General features: G+C 70.8%; 14 protein-coding genes. 7 read left to right on the top strand and 7 right to left on the bottom strand.

Translation table 11 applies throughout. The features are described 5' to 3' along the window. Positions 1-11: 11 nt before the first annotated feature. Genes ABZ532_RS03185 through ABZ532_RS03170 form a run of 4 tightly spaced genes read right to left on the bottom strand, consistent with a single transcriptional unit; the run spans position 12 to position 4,249 of the window. Entirely contained in the window at positions 12-635 is a 624-nt protein-coding gene (locus ABZ532_RS03185; RefSeq protein ID WP_361279108.1) for an ATP/GTP-binding protein, read from the bottom strand. Then, entirely contained in the window at positions 616-1,068 is a 453-nt protein-coding gene (locus tag ABZ532_RS03180; protein ID WP_361279106.1) for a DUF742 domain-containing protein, read from the bottom strand. The genes ABZ532_RS03185 and ABZ532_RS03180 overlap by 20 nt, the downstream gene beginning before the upstream one ends. Next, the gene (locus ABZ532_RS03175) at positions 1,065-1,544 is read right to left on the bottom strand and encodes a roadblock/LC7 domain-containing protein (RefSeq protein ID WP_361279104.1); all 480 of its coding nucleotides are present in this window, start codon (positions 1,542-1,544) and stop codon (positions 1,065-1,067) included. Before ABZ532_RS03175 ends, ABZ532_RS03180 begins: the two co-directional genes overlap by 4 nt. Beyond that, positions 1,541-4,249: a nitrate- and nitrite sensing domain-containing protein gene (locus ABZ532_RS03170; protein WP_361279102.1), complete on the bottom strand. Its 2,709-nt coding sequence runs from the start codon at positions 4,247-4,249 to the stop codon at positions 1,541-1,543. The genes ABZ532_RS03175 and ABZ532_RS03170 overlap by 4 nt, the downstream gene beginning before the upstream one ends. Before the next feature lie 407 nt (positions 4,250-4,656). Between ABZ532_RS03170 and ABZ532_RS03165 the strand changes: the two genes are divergently transcribed. Continuing rightward, positions 4,657-5,460 carry a hypothetical protein gene (locus ABZ532_RS03165; protein WP_361279100.1) on the top strand — a complete coding sequence of 268 codons (804 nt, stop codon included), beginning with the start codon at positions 4,657-4,659 and terminating at the stop codon, positions 5,458-5,460. A gap of 45 nt (positions 5,461-5,505) precedes the next feature. On the opposite strand, the gene ABZ532_RS03160 is transcribed toward ABZ532_RS03165, so the two are convergent. Further along, on the bottom strand, positions 5,506-5,946 hold the full coding sequence (locus ABZ532_RS03160) for a MarR family transcriptional regulator (RefSeq protein ID WP_361279427.1): 441 nt from the start codon (positions 5,944-5,946) through the stop codon (positions 5,506-5,508). A gap of 310 nt (positions 5,947-6,256) precedes the next feature. Beyond that, positions 6,257-9,106, bottom strand: coding sequence for a M4 family metallopeptidase (locus ABZ532_RS03155; protein WP_361279097.1), 2,850 nt, complete (start codon positions 9,104-9,106; stop codon positions 6,257-6,259). Positions 9,107-9,258: 152 nt separating this feature from the next. Here ABZ532_RS03155 and ABZ532_RS03150 point away from each other — a divergent pair, with 152 nt between their 5' ends. The 3 genes from ABZ532_RS03150 (at position 9,259) to ABZ532_RS03140 (ending at position 11,630) form a co-directional block, all read left to right on the top strand. Beyond that, entirely contained in the window at positions 9,259-10,209 is a 951-nt protein-coding gene (locus tag ABZ532_RS03150; RefSeq protein ID WP_361279095.1) for a helix-turn-helix domain-containing protein, read from the top strand. A 51-nt stretch (positions 10,210-10,260) separates the two neighbouring features. Further along, positions 10,261-11,091 (top strand): trypsin-like serine protease, encoded by an 831-nt coding sequence (locus ABZ532_RS03145; RefSeq protein ID WP_361279092.1) that lies wholly within the window; start codon positions 10,261-10,263, stop codon positions 11,089-11,091. A gap of 95 nt (positions 11,092-11,186) precedes the next feature. Beyond that, a complete protein-coding gene (locus ABZ532_RS03140) occupies positions 11,187-11,630 on the top strand; it encodes a gamma-glutamylcyclotransferase family protein (protein ID WP_361279090.1) in 444 nt (147 codons plus the stop codon). 433 nt (positions 11,631-12,063) lie between these two features. Here ABZ532_RS03140 and lon read toward each other — a convergent pair whose 3' ends face one another. Then, positions 12,064-14,478 (bottom strand): endopeptidase La, encoded by a 2,415-nt coding sequence (lon, locus tag ABZ532_RS03135; RefSeq protein WP_361279088.1) that lies wholly within the window; start codon positions 14,476-14,478, stop codon positions 12,064-12,066. A gap of 341 nt (positions 14,479-14,819) precedes the next feature. Between lon and ABZ532_RS03130 the strand changes: the two genes are divergently transcribed. The 3 genes from ABZ532_RS03130 to ABZ532_RS03120 all read left to right on the top strand — a co-directional run bounded on the left by ABZ532_RS03130 (position 14,820) and on the right by ABZ532_RS03120 (position 17,581). Further along, positions 14,820-15,506: a spermidine synthase gene (locus ABZ532_RS03130; protein WP_361279085.1), complete on the top strand. Its 687-nt coding sequence runs from the start codon at positions 14,820-14,822 to the stop codon at positions 15,504-15,506. 111 nt (positions 15,507-15,617) lie between these two features. Then, on the top strand, positions 15,618-16,361 hold the full coding sequence (locus ABZ532_RS03125) for a response regulator transcription factor (RefSeq protein ID WP_361279083.1): 744 nt from the start codon (positions 15,618-15,620) through the stop codon (positions 16,359-16,361). A gap of 125 nt (positions 16,362-16,486) precedes the next feature. After that, positions 16,487-17,581, top strand: coding sequence for a HAMP domain-containing sensor histidine kinase (locus tag ABZ532_RS03120; protein ID WP_361279425.1), 1,095 nt, complete (start codon positions 16,487-16,489; stop codon positions 17,579-17,581). The last annotated feature ends 35 nt before the right edge of the window (positions 17,582-17,616 follow it).

Below are 17,616 nucleotides of genomic sequence, written 5' to 3'. Positions count from 1 at the left end.
TGACAGGAAACTCATTCGGGCGTGACGTCGAGCGCGTGGCGCAGCAGTGCGAGCAGTGACTCGACCACCGTGATCCGCTTGCGGGCGTCCATGATGACCACCGGGATGTCCGCGGGGATGCTCAGAGCCTCCCGTACGTCCTCCGCCTCATAGGCCGGGGTTCCCTCGAAGTGGTTGACGGCCACCGCGTACGGCAGTCCGCAGCTCTCGACGTAGTCGAGCGCGGGGAAGCAGTCCTTGAGCCGGCGGGTGTCGGCCAGCACCACGACGCCGATCGCACCACGTACCAGGTCGTCCCACATGAACCAGAACCGCTGCTGGCCAGGCGTGCCGAAGAGGTACAGCACCAGGTCGTCGTCGAGCGTGATCCGGCCGAAGTCCATCGCGACGGTGGTGCTGAGCTTGCCGGGTGTCGCGGTGAGATCGTCGGTCTCCTCGCTGGCCCGGGTCATCAGCGCCTCGGTCCGCAGCGGAGTGATCTCGGAGACCGTCCCCACGAAGGTGGTCTTGCCGACTCCGAACCCGCCCGCCACCACGATCTTGGTGGCGATCGGCGCGCGGCTGCGGTCGTTCTGCCAGGGCTGTACGTTGTCGTCCTCGACGGGGGCGAGGAGGTCAGAGACGGCGGAGTCCACTCAGCACCCTTTCGAGCAGTGCGCGGTCGGGCTGACCGGTACCGTGCCCGGTCCCGTACACACGGATCTTTCCTTGATCCGCGAGGTCGCTGAGGAGCACCCGGACCACGCCCAGCGGCATCGTCAGCATGGCCGCGATCTCGGCGACCGTACGCATGCGGCGGCACAGTTCGACGATGGCCCGCATCTCCGGCATCACGCGGGAGGCGAGATTGCCGTTCGTCAGCTCCCTGCGCCCGGCTGCCCCACGGGGAAGGGCCCGTTCGTCGGCGTCGAGCGCGGCGACGAACGTCTCGACCAGCAGCACGTGCCCGAAGCGGGTGCGGCCACCGGTGAGCGAGTACGGACGCACCCGCGCGGGCCTCTTGCCCTCGCCGCGCACGGGAAGCCGCGGTGCGGGAATCCGGGGGGCGGGCTGAGCGGCGGGCGTCACCGGGCGCTCTCCAACGACTTGCGCAGCTCGCTGCGTACTTCGGGAGTGAGGACATGTCCGGCCCGGCCGACGAACAGCGCCATGTGGTAGGCGACGACGCTCATGTCGCAGTCCGGGGCCGCGTGTACGCCGAGCAGCGAACCGTCGCTGACGGACATCACGAAGAGGCTGCCCTCCTCCATCGCGACCATGCTCTGCTTCACCCCGCCGCCGTCCATCAGCCGGGCCGCCCCGATGGTGAGGCTGCCGATTCCGGAGACGATGGTGGCGAGGTCCGCGCTGGAGCCGCGCGGGCCCAGGGGGCGAGGGGCGTCCGCGGCGGAGTTGTGCGCCGGGTCGGACGACAGCAGCAGCAGTCCGTCCGACGACACGACGGCGACGGATCGTACTCCCGGAACCTCCTCGACCAGGTTTCCCAACAGCCATTGCAGGTTGCGGGCCTCGCTGCTGAGCCCGAATGTGCCGGTCGCGGTCAACGTCGTGCCTCCTCCTCGATAGTCCCCCCCGACTCGTGGCTTTCCTCGCTCTGCTGCTTCTCGGTTTCTGCTGCCGTCAGCTCTGCCTCCACATCACGGCGGCCCTCCTTGGCTCCCTGGTGGAAGCCGCCGAGACGGCGCCGAAGCTGCTCCGCGTCGACGGAGCCGCCGGTCCTGCGGGGCGGGGCGGGCTGGGCGACGACTTTGGGTGTGCGCTTGGGCAGGCCCTTGTCCGTGACCGGCTCGTCGATGCCGTCCACCCCGTCCACCCCGTCGTCCGCCCGCTCATGGGCGTCCGGCTCGGACGGTGACTCGGGCATGCGGAACCGGAGCGTGGTCTCGGTGGGCTCGGATCCCTCGGGCTCTTCGGGCGTCGGAGCCGGCACTCCCGTGCGGCGGCCCGGCAGCGTATTGGAGTTGGCCTCAGCCACCGAACCCGGCAGGTTCAGCGCGGGCGCCGCGCCTGGCACGGGTGCCGACTGCGGTGCGGCGGTGGGCGGCACCGTCGGCAGCATGGCCTCCGGGAGAACCACGACCGCGGTGATACCACCCTGCTTCTGCTCGCGCAGCTCCACGCGTACGCCGTGACGGCGGGCCAGCAGGGAAGCGACCCGCAGGCCGAGACCCTCCCCCTCAGCGGCATCGACGCGCGGATCGGACGCGGCGAGCCGGGCGTTGAGCTCGGCAAGCCGCTCCTGGGTCATGCCGATGCCCTCGTCCTGGACGGACAGCATCACCTCGCCACTCTCCAGCAGCCAGCCGGAGAGCTGGACCTGGGCGTCGGGCGGTGAGAAGGACGCGGCGTTCTCGAGGAGTTCGGCCACCAGGTGGCTGAGGTCGTCCGCGGCGAACCCGGCCACCTGGGTGTGCGGCGGCAGGGACTGGATGGTGACGCGCTCGTAGCGCTCGATCTCGCTCACGGCCGCGCGCATGACGTCCACCAGAGGCACCGGCCCCGGATGGCTGTGCCCGTGTTCCGCGCCCGCCAGCACGAGGAGGTTCTCGCTGTGGCGGCGCATGACCGTCGCCATGTGGTCCAGCTTGAAGAGGGTGGCGAGCCGCTCCGGGTCCTGCTCGCGCTGCTCCAGCTTCTCGATGACGCCGAGCTGCCGCTCGACGAGGCCGAGGGTGCGCAGCGAGAGGTTCACGAAGGTGTGGCTCACCAGTTCGCGCAGCCGCTCGAGCTCCGTGGTCAGCTCGGCCGTGCGTGCCTGGAGTTCGGAGCGCTGGGCGAACAGCTCCCCGCGCACCGCCGTCAGGTCCTCCTGGGAGGAGTCCAGCCGCGCGGCCCGTGCGGCGAGGTCGGCCAGCTTTCCGTGGAGTGTGTTGAGGCTGCGTACGACCTGGGCGAACTCGTCGTTGCGGCCGGTGAAGCGGATCGGTTCCTCGGTCTCGGGGACGGGCGCGGCGGCGATCCGGGCGGCGCCGATACGCAGCACCGCGAGCGGGCGGGTGAGCGTACGGGCGACCGCCGCGCTGATGCCGACGGCGATCAGCAGACAGCCACCGAGCAGCGCGATGCGCAGCTCCAGGGCGGTGACGTCGTCATCGCGGAGCTGCCCGAGCCGCCCGACCTGGGCGGAGGCGAGTGCGGACTCGACACCGCGCATCTGCTCGACGCGTGCGGACAGCGCCGACTCGACCTTGTCGCGGCCGGAGGCGCTTGCGGCGAGTTCGATTTCGCTGTCGGAGAGTTCGGGCTGGTCGGTGAGGCGGGCGAGGTACTCCTCGGCGGCCCTGACCTCGGGGCCCGTGACGGCGGACGAGAACCGTCCGCCGTCCTCGGGGTTCGCGGCCTGGTCGAAGTCGGCGAGGGCGGCGAGCTCCCGGACCCGGGCCTGCTGGGCGGCGGCGCTGAGCGCGCCCCGGGCGGCCTCCGCGGCCTTGTCCCCGCTGCCGCCCTTTCCGTTCTCGTCGTCTTCCGTGTCTTCGACGGGCAGCCCGGTGATCGGGTCGAAGGCCGGGCCTTCGTCCTCGGGCACGGGGATGGAGAGCGCGGCGGTCAGCAGCCCGCGGCTCGCGGCTGCCTGCTCGACGGCGAGGCCGAGTGCGGCGGGTGCGCGGACGGCGTCGGCGGCGCGCGGCGGGGTCTGCTCGGCGAGTTCGTCGGCGAGGGCGTGTAGGGCCTCGATGATGCCGGTGTACGCCTTGTGCGCCTCCAGGGCGGTGCCCTTGCGGCTGAGGGCGGTGCGCCGGATGGACGGCACGGTGCCGAGGTCGCGGCTCAGCTCGGCGTGACCGGACGCCACGCTGCCCCGGATCTCGTCGATCTGGCGGTCGACGCGGGCACTGCGGCTGTCGGAGATCTCCCGGTGCTTCTTCTTGTCGCCCTTCTGGTCCTCCCGGCCCGCGGCGATGTACGCGGTGACCTCGTCGCGCTCGTCGGCCAGGGAGTGGGCGAGAGTGACGGCCTGCCCGTTCAGCTCGGCGAGGGTGACGAGCCGCTGCGACCCGGTCAGGTCGGCGGAGGCGGCGAGGACGGCCGGGGTTCCGGCGGCGACCACCGTGAGGGAGACGGCGGCCACACCCGCGACAAGCCTGCGGCGCACCCGTACAGGGCGGCCGCTGGTGACGGTCCCGGGGCTCGCGCCGTCAGCCCGGACAGGTGGGACCTGAGAGGTCTCGGGGGTCCCGGAGGGCTCGACGGGGGTCGTGGGCGCGGTCGACTCCTGACCCGACTGACCCGACGACGCCGTGCTGGGCATGCTGCTTGTGCCCCGAGGCCGTTTCTCCTGCACCGGTGCTCGCAATCTCGACTCGTCCACCCATGAAGCAGAGGTGACGGCCGGTCATCTCACGACTAGCCCCCACCCCGGTACGGCTTACGACCATTCCAGCGCTTTTGGGAGCGGGACGCGCATCGCCCAGTCCGCCACCCGAACGAGTGAACATCACTCCGGAGTTGGTCAACAACTTGTCAGCAGGCCGGTCCGGCGGGCCCGCAACGCTTCGGGTGGACCTTCGGCGCAGGCTTTGGCAGGATGCGCGCCCGCACCTCGAGTGAAGTGATCATTCCGGCCAAACCCGCTGGTCGGAGTGGGTAGTACAGGCCTATTGCGGCTTCTGGCGGACTTCGTGAAGGTGTCGTGCCCACTGAGGCAGACTGCGGTTCATGCACCGCGCACTCGCCACACTCGCCTCAGAGCCCGGTCACCCCGAACGCCCCAACGAGGACTGGGCTTCCCTCGCGGTCCCCGCCTCGGGCCTGGGAGGTTGCCTGGTCGTCCTGGACGGGGTGACGCCACCACCGGGGGACGACGGCTGTGTGCACGGTGTGCCGTGGTTCACCGCGCGACTCGGTGGCGCACTGATCGAACTGTCCGGTTCGCAACGGGATATCCCGTTGACCGAGATCCTCGCCCTGTCCATCCGGCGCACCGCGGACGCCCACCGGCAGAGCTGTGACCTTTCTCACGCGCGCACCCCGCAGGCGACGGTGGTCGCCGCCCGCTGGGACGAGCGGTGGGTGGAGCACCTCGTGCTGTCCGACTCGACCCTGCTGCTGGAGTCACCGGACGGTGAGGTGTCGGCGGTGCGCGACGACCGTCTGGACCGGATTCCGCTCGAGACCCTCCGCTCGTCGAGCGCGACCGACGCGCTGCGCAATCAGGAGGGCGGCTTCTTCACGGCGGCGGCCGACCCGGAGGTGGCGGACCGTGCCGTGGCGGGCCGCACCCCCCGCTCCCGGGTGGGGGCGCTGGCGGCGCTCACCGACGGGGCATCGCGCTGGACGGATCTGTTCGAGAGGGGCGGCTGGCCTGAGTTGATGGGGCTGCTGCGCACGGAGGGCCCACTGGGGCTGATCGGGCGGGTGCGGGCCCTGGAGCGGGCCGACGCCGTACGCGAGGGAGCGCGGGCCGGGGCCCGGCGCTGGAAGGTCCACGACGACGCGACCGCTGTGTACGTACGCCTCTGAGCCGCGGCCGCGGCCGTACGTCACGGCGCGGTGCTCGGCCCCGGCTCAGCCTTCGGCGCGGGCGTTGAGCTGGTGCAGCAGCCGGGCCAGTTCGGCGACCTCGCCGCGGTCCCAGCCGGCCAGCTTTCGCACATACGTCTGGCGTCGTGCGTTGCGCACGCTGCGGAAACGCGCGAGGCCCTCGTCCGTGAGCCGGACCAGCGAGGCACGGCCGTCGGCCGGATCGGGTTCACGGGCGACGATGCCGAGCTGCTCCAGCGCGCGCAGCTGACGGCTCATGGTCGCCTTGCCGACCCCGAAGTAGACCGCGAGATCGGTGGCGCGCTGCCGGCCGGCCTCCTCCAGGCGTACGAGCAGTCCGTAGGCCGCGGGCTCCAGCTCGGGGTGGACCTCGCGGGCCATCTCACCGGAGTTCGCCCGTGCACGGCGCAGAAAGACGGCCAGCTCGCGTTCCAGGGCGAGGAACTCCTCGAAGTCGCGGTCCACGTCACTGCCTCCCGTGGGCTCCGCTCCACTCCCCGCACCGCTTACGGACACGTCAGCACTCCTCGCGCGCTCAGCCGGCGCCAGTCGACAAAGGTTTCTTCTCGCGGCGTCATCGCCGCAGCTCGTTCAGTATTTCGCAGCCGTGGACCGCCTGGGGCACCCGGCACCCCTCCGCCGTTCCAGGGCCCGACATCGGCGCATGCCACCGTCAGTACCCCGGCCACGCGGCGAAAGGCGGAGCCCCCGGCACGGCGGCGAGGCCGCGCCGGGGGCTCCTGTCACTGCGGGAGCGGGATTGCGGTGACCGGGGTCAGCCGCACAGTCCCGCGGGCCGGGAACGGGTGACCAGGTTGGTCCAGCCGGTGGAGCCGTCGAGCCACACCACCTGCTTGCCCGTGACGGCCGCGGGCGACAGCTGCTCGCCCCGGTTGCAGGAGACCCGCTCGAGGCGGCTGCCGTCGGTGGTGAGCTGCCACAGCTTGGGCAGGGTCTCGTTGCGGTACTGCGTGTCGGGCAGCTGGCTGCTGACGGTGACGGCCTCGTCGGACGCCGTCAGATCGAAGGCGATCAGCGCCCTGGGCTTGGCCTCGGGGTTGATGTCGACGACGTTGCCGCCGTCGAGGTCCGCGCGGCGCACGCCCATCTGGCCCTGGTCCTCCATGATCTCGTCGGTCAGCCAGAAGACATGGGTGCCGTTGATGCCGGTCTGCCCGATGCCCTGGGGCTCCCCGAGCTGACCGGTCATCTTCTTGCCGCCGGTCTTCAGGTCCAGGACCTCGATGCCGAGCTTGAACTCGGCGCCGTCCAGGTAGAGCTTGGCGTACGCCAGCTTGCCCTTGGCGATGGACGGCAGTGCGGTGCCGTCGAACCAGCCGCCGCCGTCCACGTAGGTGGGCCGGGTGTCGCCGGAGCGCAGGTAGGCCACATGCCGGTCGCCGAAGAAGCCGTACGACTCGAAGACCACCACGCCGTTCTCCACGCGCAGCCCGGAGACGTCGTTGTACGAGGTGTACAGCTTCTTGATCGGACCACCCGCGAGCGGCCGGGACAGGATGTCCAGGCTGGTGGTGCCGTACGCCACCCAGACGACGGTCTTGCCGTCGGTGGCCGGGTAGACGTGGTAGCGCCCGTCGTTGGGGCTGATCAGCTTGGGCGAGCCCTTGCCGTCGGCGCGGCCGGCCCAGACGGAGTACGGCTCGGAGCCGTCGTCGTTGGACTGGGAGACGGCGTACCAGCCGCCGCCCGCCTGGACGCCGGTGCCGCTGATGTTGAGCTTGCCGAGCAGCTGGTCGGAGTCGACGCCGATGGCGTCCTCCCAGCCGGGCACGATGCCATGGGCGCTGAACGACTTCTTGACGACGTTCAGCTGCTTCGTCGTGACCTTGAGGTCCTTGGCCGCGGCGAGCACCGCGTTGCGGCCCTCGGTGAAGCCGTCGAGCGGGGTCATGTACTCGGACAGCGCCTTGTAGGCGATCTTGTCGGCGAGTTCACCGCCCAGGTCCTGCCGGATGTCCCACAGCGCACCGGAGAAGATGGTGGAGTTGAGGTGGACGCCGCCGTTGTCCGTGCCGAAGGTCACGCCCAGGAAGTTCTTGGACGTGGTGGCGCCGTCGTTGAGGTTGCGGAAGGCGCAGTCACCCGCCCCCTTCGTACGGCACAGGTCCTCGCCGATCAGTCCGGCCTCGGGGTCGTCCATGGACTGCCCGGAGGCGGTGACGTCGATCGCGTTGCCGAAGTAGTCGGCGATGGCCTCGTTGAGGGCACCGGACTGGCCCGCATAGACGAGGTTGGCGGTGTTCTCGACCACGCCGTGGGTCATCTCGTGGCCGACCACGTCGAGATCGGCCGACAGCGGCCTGAACTCCTCGTCACCGGAGCCGTACACCATCTTCTGGCCGTCCCAGAAGGCGTTGACGTACGAGCCGCCGAACATCGTCACACCGACGAGGGAGTTGACGGTGGAGCCGCGTCCGTCCAGACCGTTACGGCCGTGGTGCTTCTTGTAGTAGTCGTACACCTGGCCCGCGGCCCAGTGCGCGTCGACCGCGCCGGCGTCCGTCGCCGCCGCACCGAACTCGGCGGCCGGGGAGCCGAACACCTTGATACCGGTCGGCCAGGTCCCGGCGGCGTCGTTGACATCGACGGCCGACGCGTCCCAGGTGCTGAGGGTGTTCTTGGTGCTGTCGGCCATCCGCGCGTAGTCGGTCATGACGTACTCGCCGCGGGTGGCGTCCTGGTAGAGCTCCAGGGGCACCTTCGCGCCGTTCAGCCGGACGCCGCTGCCGGTGGTGCCGGGGTGGGCGGCGGGGTCGTCCGCTGCCTTGCCCGCCTTGCCGGCCGTGCGCTCCGTGGCCTCGGCCGTCGACTTCGCGGGGGCGGTCAGCGTCCTGATCCCGCTGTACTGGAGCACGGGGTAGCCGGATCCGGCGTCCACGTACACCTGCTGGAGCACCGGCTCACCGGTCACCGGGTTCGTGCCGCGCACGGTCACGTGGTAAGCGAGCACGCCCTCGCCGCGCGGGATGACGACAAGTCCGCCGACGGAGCCACTGAGCGCCTGCGCCTTCTCGGACTTCTCGCCCTCCTTGCGGATCGCGTCGGCCTTGGTCAGCTTTCCGCCGAGCTGCCGTGCCGTGGCGCCGATGGCACGCTTCAGAGCCACGTCCTTGGCGACGGTGGGCTCGGTTTCGGCCTTCAGCCCGGTGAAGTACTTGCCGGAGGTGCCGGTGACGACCCGCTTGCCGTCCGCGCGCTCCATCCGTACGACGTACTGGCCACCGAGCACCGGCACTCCGTGGTGCTTCTGCTGGAGCCGTACGGTCTCGTCGGCGCCGTGCCGGACCGTCCCCAGGAGGGCGAGGTCACGCTTGGGCTCGGCGATGCGGTAGCGGCTCTCCTTGGCGGTGAGGTGCCCGATGGCCGCGTCGGCGGGTGCCGCCTTGGCGTCCACGGCCTCCCGCAGCCCGTCGACGAGGGCGGGAGTCGCCGTGTCCTCGCCCGGGATGACATCGGCGTGCGGCGCCTGGGGCGCCGCCGCGGTCACCGCTTGGGCCGGTACCGCGGTGACGATGAGTCCCGCGGCGGCCAGGAGCGCGGCGATACCCGCCCCCCTCGGTATCCCGGATCCGGGTCTCCCATGGTTGCTGCTGAACGTGCGCACAGTACGTACCCCTCCAGTGGCTTGGTCAGAGCCGGTTCAGGTGGTCATGGCCATGCAACATGTGGGACGCCAACGCGACAATGAGCCAAGTGCGTTCACAAGTGGGTATGCACACTTGTGTGTCCTGTGAATTCGCTGTGAGAATCCGGCGCATGATCGAGGCGGAATGGCGCACCCTCGGCCTGGAAGCGGCCGAGGAACGCGCATACGAGGCCCTGCTCACCGAACGCGCCACTGAGACGGAGGAGTTGGCGCAGCGGCTGGAACTGCCACAGGACCAACTGCAGACAACGCTCGACCGGCTCGTGGAGCACGGTCTCGCATTGCCGCCGCACTCCGGCGGAGCGTTGCCCCGCCCGGCGGCCCCGGCCTCCGCGATCCGCACCCTCATCCACCGGCGGCAGGCGGAACTCCATCTGCGGTCCGCCGAGCTGGAACGGCTGAGGATGGCCGCCGACCAGCTCGCGGACGGGCTGCCGCCGGGCAGCGGCATCGAGGTGGTCACCGGACGGCGGGAGATCGCGGAGCGCGCCGGTGTGCTGCTCGCCTCGGCGGAGCACGAGGTGGTCATCCTGGACCGGCTGTCGGGCCTGGACATCGAGGGACTGCTGGAGCGCGGGGTGACGGTACGCACGGTGCTCGACCGGGACGGTCTCTGCGCGCCGGAGCGTATGCGGGCGCTGACGGCGCTGGTGGAACGGGGCCTCAAGGCCCGGGTCGCACCCGCGGTACCCACCGGGCTCATCGCCGTCGACCGGCGCACCACCCTCCTGCCGCCGCACGAGCCGGCCGGACCGACCGCTTCGGCGCTGGTGATCGATGACGCCCTGCTGCGCAGCGCGCTGGTGCCGCTGTTCGAGACGGTGTGGGATCGCGCCACTCCGCTCGGCGGAGGCTCCGACGGGCCGCTGCCCGCACCGCAGCGGGAGCTGCTTTCCCTGCTCGCCTCGGGCCTCAAGGACGAGGCGATCGCCCGCAGGCTGGGGGTCCATGTGCACACGGCCCGCCGTCGCATCAGCCGCCTGCTGGAGTCACTGGGGGCGGAAACCCGCTTCCAGGCAGGGGCCCAGGCGACGTTACGGGGCTGGCTCACGGCCGAGTGAGCCAAGATGGAGCGCATGCACGAGAACGCCGGGCGAATACGTTTGAGGCATATGCAGGGGAACCGGACGGTGCTGTGGGCGGCGCTCACCATGCTGACGGCGGCCGCCGCGTGCGTGGCGCCGACCCACGCGGCCGTGTTGCGGCCTCCTTCGGCCGCGCCCCGTACCCAGGCCCAGCCGCCCGCACCCCAGTCATCGGCCACACCGTCGGCCGGGCTCCCGTCTGTGGGTGTGCTGGTGGACGCCGACAAGCACTGGTGCACGGCAAGCGTCGTGGCCAGCCCGCACGGCAACGTGGTGGCCACCGCGGCACACTGCGTCTTCGCCTACGGGACGTACGCGAGCGACTTCTCTTTCGCACCCGGCTTCCGGGGACCGGACAAGGGCGAGACCCCGTACGGCACCTGGCGGGTCGCCGCGATCCAGGTGGACGACCGCTGGCGCAAGGACGAGGACGAGAAGGCCGACTACGCCTTCCTGACGCTGGAGCCGGACGCCGGGGGACGCCAGGTGCAGGATGTGGTGGGTGCGGCCGCGCCCGACTGGTCGTCCGCGCCGCGCCGCCGTGTCACCGTGGTCGGATACCCGAACCAGGAACACAATCCGGACGGCCGCCCGATCGGCTGCACCACGGACAGCCGTCATGATCCGGACCAGGCGTCCGGCATGGCCCGCATCGAGTGCCAGGGCTTCTGGGACGGCACAAGCGGCAGCCCCTGGCTGGCCGACTACAGGGAACCGGCCAGTCCGGGGCGGCTGATCGGTGTGCTCAGTGGCGGCGACACGGACACGGAGTCGACCTCGGCTCTGTTCGACTCCCGGGCCCGCGCGCTGTACGAGAAGGCGGTACGGGCGACGACGGTGGAGCGCGCGGCACACTGAGCCGATCCGGCACCCCCTGGCACAGGGTTCAACGACGGAGAATGGCCGCTTGCGGCTGAAGCCGAGAATGCAGACACGTACGGGAGCACTGAACAATGCACACCACGCCTGACAACTCGCCGGACAGAACGGTCAGCGTCTTCTTCTACGGCCTCTACATGGACCCGGATGTGCTCAGGGCGAAGGAGGTCGAACCGCGAGATGGACGGCCGGCCACGGCAGAGGGCTACTCGCTCCGAATCGGGCACAGGGCGACGCTGCTCCGCGCGCCCGGAGCGGTGGCCTGCGGCATGGTCTACTCGATCACACACGCGGAGCTCGACCGGCTGTACTGGAGTGCGGGACTGTCCGAATACCGGGCGGAGCCCCTGATGGTGCGAACGCCGAACGGTGAAGTCATTCCCGCGCTCTGCTGCAACCTTCTGCAGCCGCCCGCGGAGCACGAGGAGAACCCTGACTACGCCCGGTCTCTGCACGAGGCGATGATGCGCGCAGGCCTCCCAGGGCCGTTCCCAGAGGTACCGAAGCTGGGCGACTAGAGATCTGTCCCGTAATCCCCGGTGGATCAGCGCGCGACGTCGGATGCACGGGGTCTGCCCAGGCCCCCAGGCCGAGGGGAAGCATCGCAAGGCGGAGAGTCATCCTCATCCTGGGTGTATTCGGATGATTCGACAACGCAGCGAGGTGCCGTGGCCGGCGTCGTGCGCCCGCGGGGGATTACGGGACAGCCCTCAGTGCCGCGTCAGTCGAGGTGCCCGTCGAGGAGCGGCGTCCGGTGCGGCGCATCGCGTGGCACCGGGGGCACCCCCACCGAAGGGCAGGGGGGATCGGCCTCGTAGTGGATCCACCCGGCCGGTTCGACAACGCCGCGAGGTCATCGCAGGAGGACCGGGACCGGCCCAGGCTAACGCCGCCGGGGCCTGACCCGTCGTCACCACTCGCGGGCGCGGGGCAGGCGCCCCGTCCCCGCCCTCACGCCGCCGCCGTCACCGGCACCTCCGCCGCAGCGAGCGCGAGTTCCAGGACCTGGCGGACATCCGTCACCGGATGGACCTCCAGTCTCTCCAGGACCTCGGCCGGGACATCGTCCAGATCCGCCTCGTTCCGCTTCGGGATCACGACCGTCGTGATGCCCGCCCGGTGGGCGGCCAGCAGCTTCTGCTTCACACCGCCGATCGGCAGCACCCGTCCGGTCAGCGACACCTCACCGGTCATCGCCACGTCCGTACGGACCAGCCGCCCCGACAGCAGCGACGCCAGCGCGGTGGTCATCGTGATGCCCGCGCTCGGACCGTCCTTGGGCACCGCGCCGGCCGGGAAGTGGATGTGGACACCCCGGTCCTTGAGGTCCGCCACCGGCAGCTCGAGCTCCGCGCCGTGCGAGCGCAGGAAGCTCAGTGCGATCTGCGCGGACTCCTTCATCACGTCACCGAGCTGACCGGTCAGGGTCAGCCCGGCCGCCCCCGTCTCCGGGTCGGCCAGCGACGCCTCCACATAGAGGACATCGCCGCCCGCGCCGGTGACCGCGAGGCCGGTGGCCACGCCGGGCACCGCCGTGCGACGCTCGGCCGGGTCCTGGGCGGACTCCGGGACGTGGTGCGGACGGCCGATCAGCTCGCGCAGGTCCGCGTCCGTGACGGAGAACGGGAGTGACCGGTCCCCGAGTTCATGCTGGGCGGCGACCTTGCGCAGCAGCCGGGCGAGCGAGCGCTCCAGGTTCCGTACGCCCGCCTCACGGGTGTACTCCCCCGCCAGCTTGCGCAGCGCGGACTCGTCGATGGCCACCTCGCCCTCCGCCAGGCCGGCCCGCTCCAGCTGACGCGGGAGCAGGTGGTCCCGGGCGATGACGACCTTCTCGTCCTCGGTGTAGCCGTCGAGCCTGACCAGCTCCATCCGGTCGAGCAGCGCCTCCGGGATGGCCTCCAGTACGTTCGCGGTGGCCAGGAACACCACATCGCTCAGGTCGAGTTCGACCTCGAGGTAGTGGTCGCGGAAGGTGTGGTTCTGCGCCGGGTCGAGCACTTCGAGCAGTGCGGCGGCCGGGTCGCCACGGAAGTCGGAGCCGACCTTGTCTATCTCGTCGAGCAGCACCACCGGGTTCATGGACCCGGCCTCCTTGACGGCGCGGACGATACGGCCCGGCAGCGCGCCGACATAGGTACGCCGGTGGCCGCGGATCTCCGCCTCGTCCCGCACCCCGCCGAGGGCGACCCGGACGAACTTCCGCCCCATGGCGTGGGCCACGGATTCTCCTAGCGAGGTCTTTCCGACCCCCGGCGGTCCGACCAGTGCGAGCACCGCTCCGCCGCGCCGTCCGCCGACCACACCGAGTCCCCGGTCGGCACGCCGCTTGCGTACGGCCAGGTATTCGGTGATCCGTTCCTTCACGTCGTCAAGGCCCGCGTGCTCGGCGTCGAGCACGGCCTTGGCGCCCTGGATGTCGTAGGCGTCCTCGGTGTGCTCGTTCCACGGCAGTTCGAGCACGGTGTCGAGCCAGGTGCGGATCCAGGAGCCCTCCGGGCTCTGGTCACTGGCACGCTCCAGCTTCTCGACCTCCTTGAGCGCGGCCTCGCGCACGTTCTCGGGGAGATCGGCGGCTTCCACTCGGGCACGGTAGTCGTCGGACTCCTCACCCTCGGACTCTCCGTTCAGCTCGCGCAGTTCCCTGCGGACCGCTTCGAGCTGGCGCCTCAGCAGGAACTCGCGCTGCTGCTTGTCCACGCCTTCCTGGACGTCCTTGGCGATGGACTCGGCGACATCCTGCTCGGCGAGGTGCTCGCGAAGTTGCTCGGTGGCGAGCCTCAGCCGGGCGACCGGGTCGCTGGTCTCCAGCAGTCCCACCTTCTGGGCGGTGGTGAGGAACGGCGAGTATCCGGAGTTGTCGGCGAGGGCCGACACGTCCTCGATCTGCTGCACACGGTCGACGACCTGCCAGGCGCCGCGCTTCTTCAGCCAGCTCGTGGCCAGCGCCTTGTACTCCTTGACCAGGTCGGTCACGGAGCCGGGCACGGGGTCGGGGACGGACTCCTCGATGACGGTGCCCTCGATCCAGAGGGCGGCACCGGGACCCGTCGTCCCCGCGCCGATGCGCACCCGGCTGCGTCCGCGGATCAGTGCGCCCGGGTCGCCGTCGGACAGCCGGCCGACCTGCTCGACGGTGCCGAGCACGCCGGTCGCGGCATAGGTGCCGTCGATCCGCGGCACGAGCAGCACCCGGGGTTTGCCGGGTTCGGCACGGGCCGCTGCCTGGGCGGCCTCCACCGCGGCCCGTACCTCGGCGTCGGACAGGTCGAGCGGCACCACCATCCCGGGCAGCACGACCTCGTCGTCGAGCGGCAGCACAGGCAGAGTAAGCGCGGTGTTATACGCCGAGGACTCAGCAGCCATGATCTCCCCTTCTGCATTCAAGTTGAGCTGTATGGACTCAATGCAGGGGACGGCCCGGATGTTCCCCGCCCGGCGTTCGCCGTGAGCGATCAGCGTCCGGCGCGCGACGGGGGAGGAACGCGGCGTCCCTCGCGGCCGGGAACCGGCGACAGCCGGAGGAGCAGGCCATGGATGGCCGCCGACGGGGCACACGGACCCTGCGGGCGCCGCCGGTGCCCGTGAAACGGTTTGTCCTGCCGGGTCCGTCGCGGACAGGATGTCCATGATCCGCGTCGCCCCGCCAGCCGCCGGAGGTATCCGCCATGCCGTTGCCCGTGCCGTCGCCGACCGAGGACCCCCTCATGCCCGTCACGCTCGACCGGCGAGACGGCCCGTACGGGGAGGTCGTGCTGCGGCGACGGGGCCCGGGCGGCGAGGACGCCGCCGCGCCCGGGATCTACGAGATCATCGCCAACGGCTGCTTCCTGATGGACACCTCCGACGGCCGCTCCGAGCGACTGCTGATCGATGCCGCACGCGGCGCCCTGGCGGACCGCCCGGCGCCCCGTGTGCTCATCGGCGGCCTCGGGGTCGGCTTCTCGCTGGCCCACGCCGCGGCCGACCCGTCCTGGTCCGGGGTCACGGTGGTGGAGCGCGAGCAGGCGATCATCGACTGGCACCGCGCGGGACCGCTGTCCGCGATCTCCGAGAGGGCGCTGGCCGACCCGCGTACCGAGATCATCGCCGGGGACCTCCTGGACTATGTCCATAACGCTTCGGACACGTACGATGCGCTCTGTCTGGACATCGACAACGGCCCCGACTGGACCGTCACCGAGGACAACGCGAGCCTCTACTCACCGGACGGACTGACCACCTGCGCAAGGAGGTTGACGCCGGGCGGAGTACTCGCCGTATGGTCTGCGAGGCCCTCCGCCGACTTCGAGGAGTCGTTGCGGAATGTCGGATTCACCAGGGTAAGGACCGAAGAGATCCGGGTTGCCCGAGGCGTACCTGACGTGGTCCATCTCGCCGTTCGCCCTGCGTAGCCGCGAGCCGATCGATGCCTTTACGCTGCTGACTTACCTGACACAACCGATGTACACGATCTACACGCAGACGAACAACACCAGCTCGCAGTGCGCGACAAGGGCGGGGCGATGGAGCAGACACACACCAGCAACAACGGCGCGGCGGCGCATGCGACCGCCAGCGCCCAGCGCCGGGTGCTGGTGGTCGAGGACGACACCACCATCGTCGAGGCCATCGGGGCGCGGCTGCGCGCCGAGGGCTTCCTGGTGCAGACGGCCTCGGACGGGCCAGCCGCCGTGGAGGCCGCCGATGCCTGGCAGCCGGATCTGATGATCCTCGACGTGATGCTGCCCGGTTTCGACGGGCTCGAGGTGTGCCGCCGGGTGCAGGCTCAGCGTCCGGTGCCGGTGCTGATGCTCACGGCGCGGGACGACGAGACCGACATGCTGGTCGGCCTCGGGGTGGGCGCCGACGACTACATGACCAAGCCGTTCTCGATGCGTGAGCTGGCCGCCCGGGTGCACGTGCTGCTGCGCCGGGTGGAGCGGGCCGCGCTCGCCGCCGTGACGCCCCGCAGCGGGATCATGCGGCTCGGTGAGCTCGAGGTCGACCACGCCCAGCGCCGGGTCCGGGTCAAGGGCGATGACGTTCATCTCACACCGACCGAGTTCGACCTGCTGGTCTGCCTGGCAAACACCCCGCGAGCGGTGCTCTCCCGGGAGCAGCTGCTCGCCGAGGTGTGGGACTGGGCGGACGCGTCCGGGACCCGCACGGTCGACAGCCACATCAAGGCGCTGCGCCGCAAGATCGGTGCCGAGCGGATCCGCACGGTCCACGGCGTCGGCTACGCGCTGGAGACCCCGGCCCAGTGAGCCGTGTGACCGGGCCGCGCGGACCGGGCCGACGGAGCGGGCTCACCCCCGAGCTCGGCGGACCGCGGTCCGGGCCGGGACGAGAGCCGTCCGGGCCGGGCCGGCCACAGTCCGCACCGGGCCGGCTGGGGCCCGGACTGAGGCGGTTGCGGTCCGGTCTTGGGACGGTCGGGATCTCGATCAAGACCAAGCTCATCGCTCTGGTCGTGACCTCGGTGCTGATCACCTGCGGGCTGGCGCTGGTCGCCATCAGGACCGGGGCCGAGCTGCGCTACATCACCGTCTTCGCGATGATCACGACCTTGCTGATCACGCAGTTCGTGGCGCACGGTCTGACGGCGCCGCTGGACGAGATGAACACCGTCGCCAAGGCCATATCCCACGGCGACTACACGGGCCGGGTGAGCGGCGCCGACCGGCGTGACGAGCTCGGCGACCTGGCGACCACCATCAATCTGATGGCGGACGACCTGGAGGACGTGGACCGCAACCGCAAGGAACTGGTCGCGAACGTCTCCCATGAGCTGCGCACGCCCATCGCCGCCCTACGCGCGGTGCTGGAGAACGTGGTGGACGGTGTCAGCGCCGCCGATCCCGAGACGATGCGCACGGCGCTGAAGCAGACCGAGCGGCTCAGCCGGCTGGTGGAGACGCTGCTGGACCTGTCCCGGCTCGACAACGGTGTGGTCACCCTCAAGTCACGGCGCTTCGAGGTCTGGCCGTATCTGTCCGGGGTGCTGAAGGAGGCCAATCTGGCTGCCGGACAGCGCAAGCTGCCCTCAGGCTCCGGCAGCCACACACGCAAGGACGTCCATCTGCATCTGGACGTGTCGCCGCCCGAGCTGACCGCGCACGCGGACGCGGAGCGGCTGCACCAGGTCGTGGCGAATCTCATCGACAACGCGGTGAAGCACTCCCCGCCGCACGGCCGGGTCACCGTACGGGCCCGCCGCGGACCGGACGCCGAGTCTCTGGTGCTCGAGGTGCAGGACGAGGGTCCCGGTATCCCGCGGTCGGAGTGGCACAAGGTGTTCGAGCGCTTCAACCGCGGCGGAGTTCCGTCACCGCACGGACCGGGCAGCGACGGTGGCACGGGCCTGGGGCTCGCGATCGCCCGCTGGGCGGTGGAGCTGCACGGCGGGCGGATCGGTGTGGCCGAATCGGCACGGGGCTGCCGGATCCTCATCACCCTTCCGGGAGCCCCGGAGCGCCGGGGTTGACGTAGGGTTCGAACCGGAAGGCCGCGTTCGGCATG

The organism is Streptomyces sp. NPDC019396 (genome assembly GCF_040632375.1).
In the GTDB taxonomy this organism is placed as follows: Bacteria; Actinomycetota; Actinomycetes; order Streptomycetales; family Streptomycetaceae; genus Streptomyces.
The sequence above is the reverse complement of the archived record's forward strand: the minus strand, read 5'-3'. Positions and strand labels throughout refer to the sequence as shown.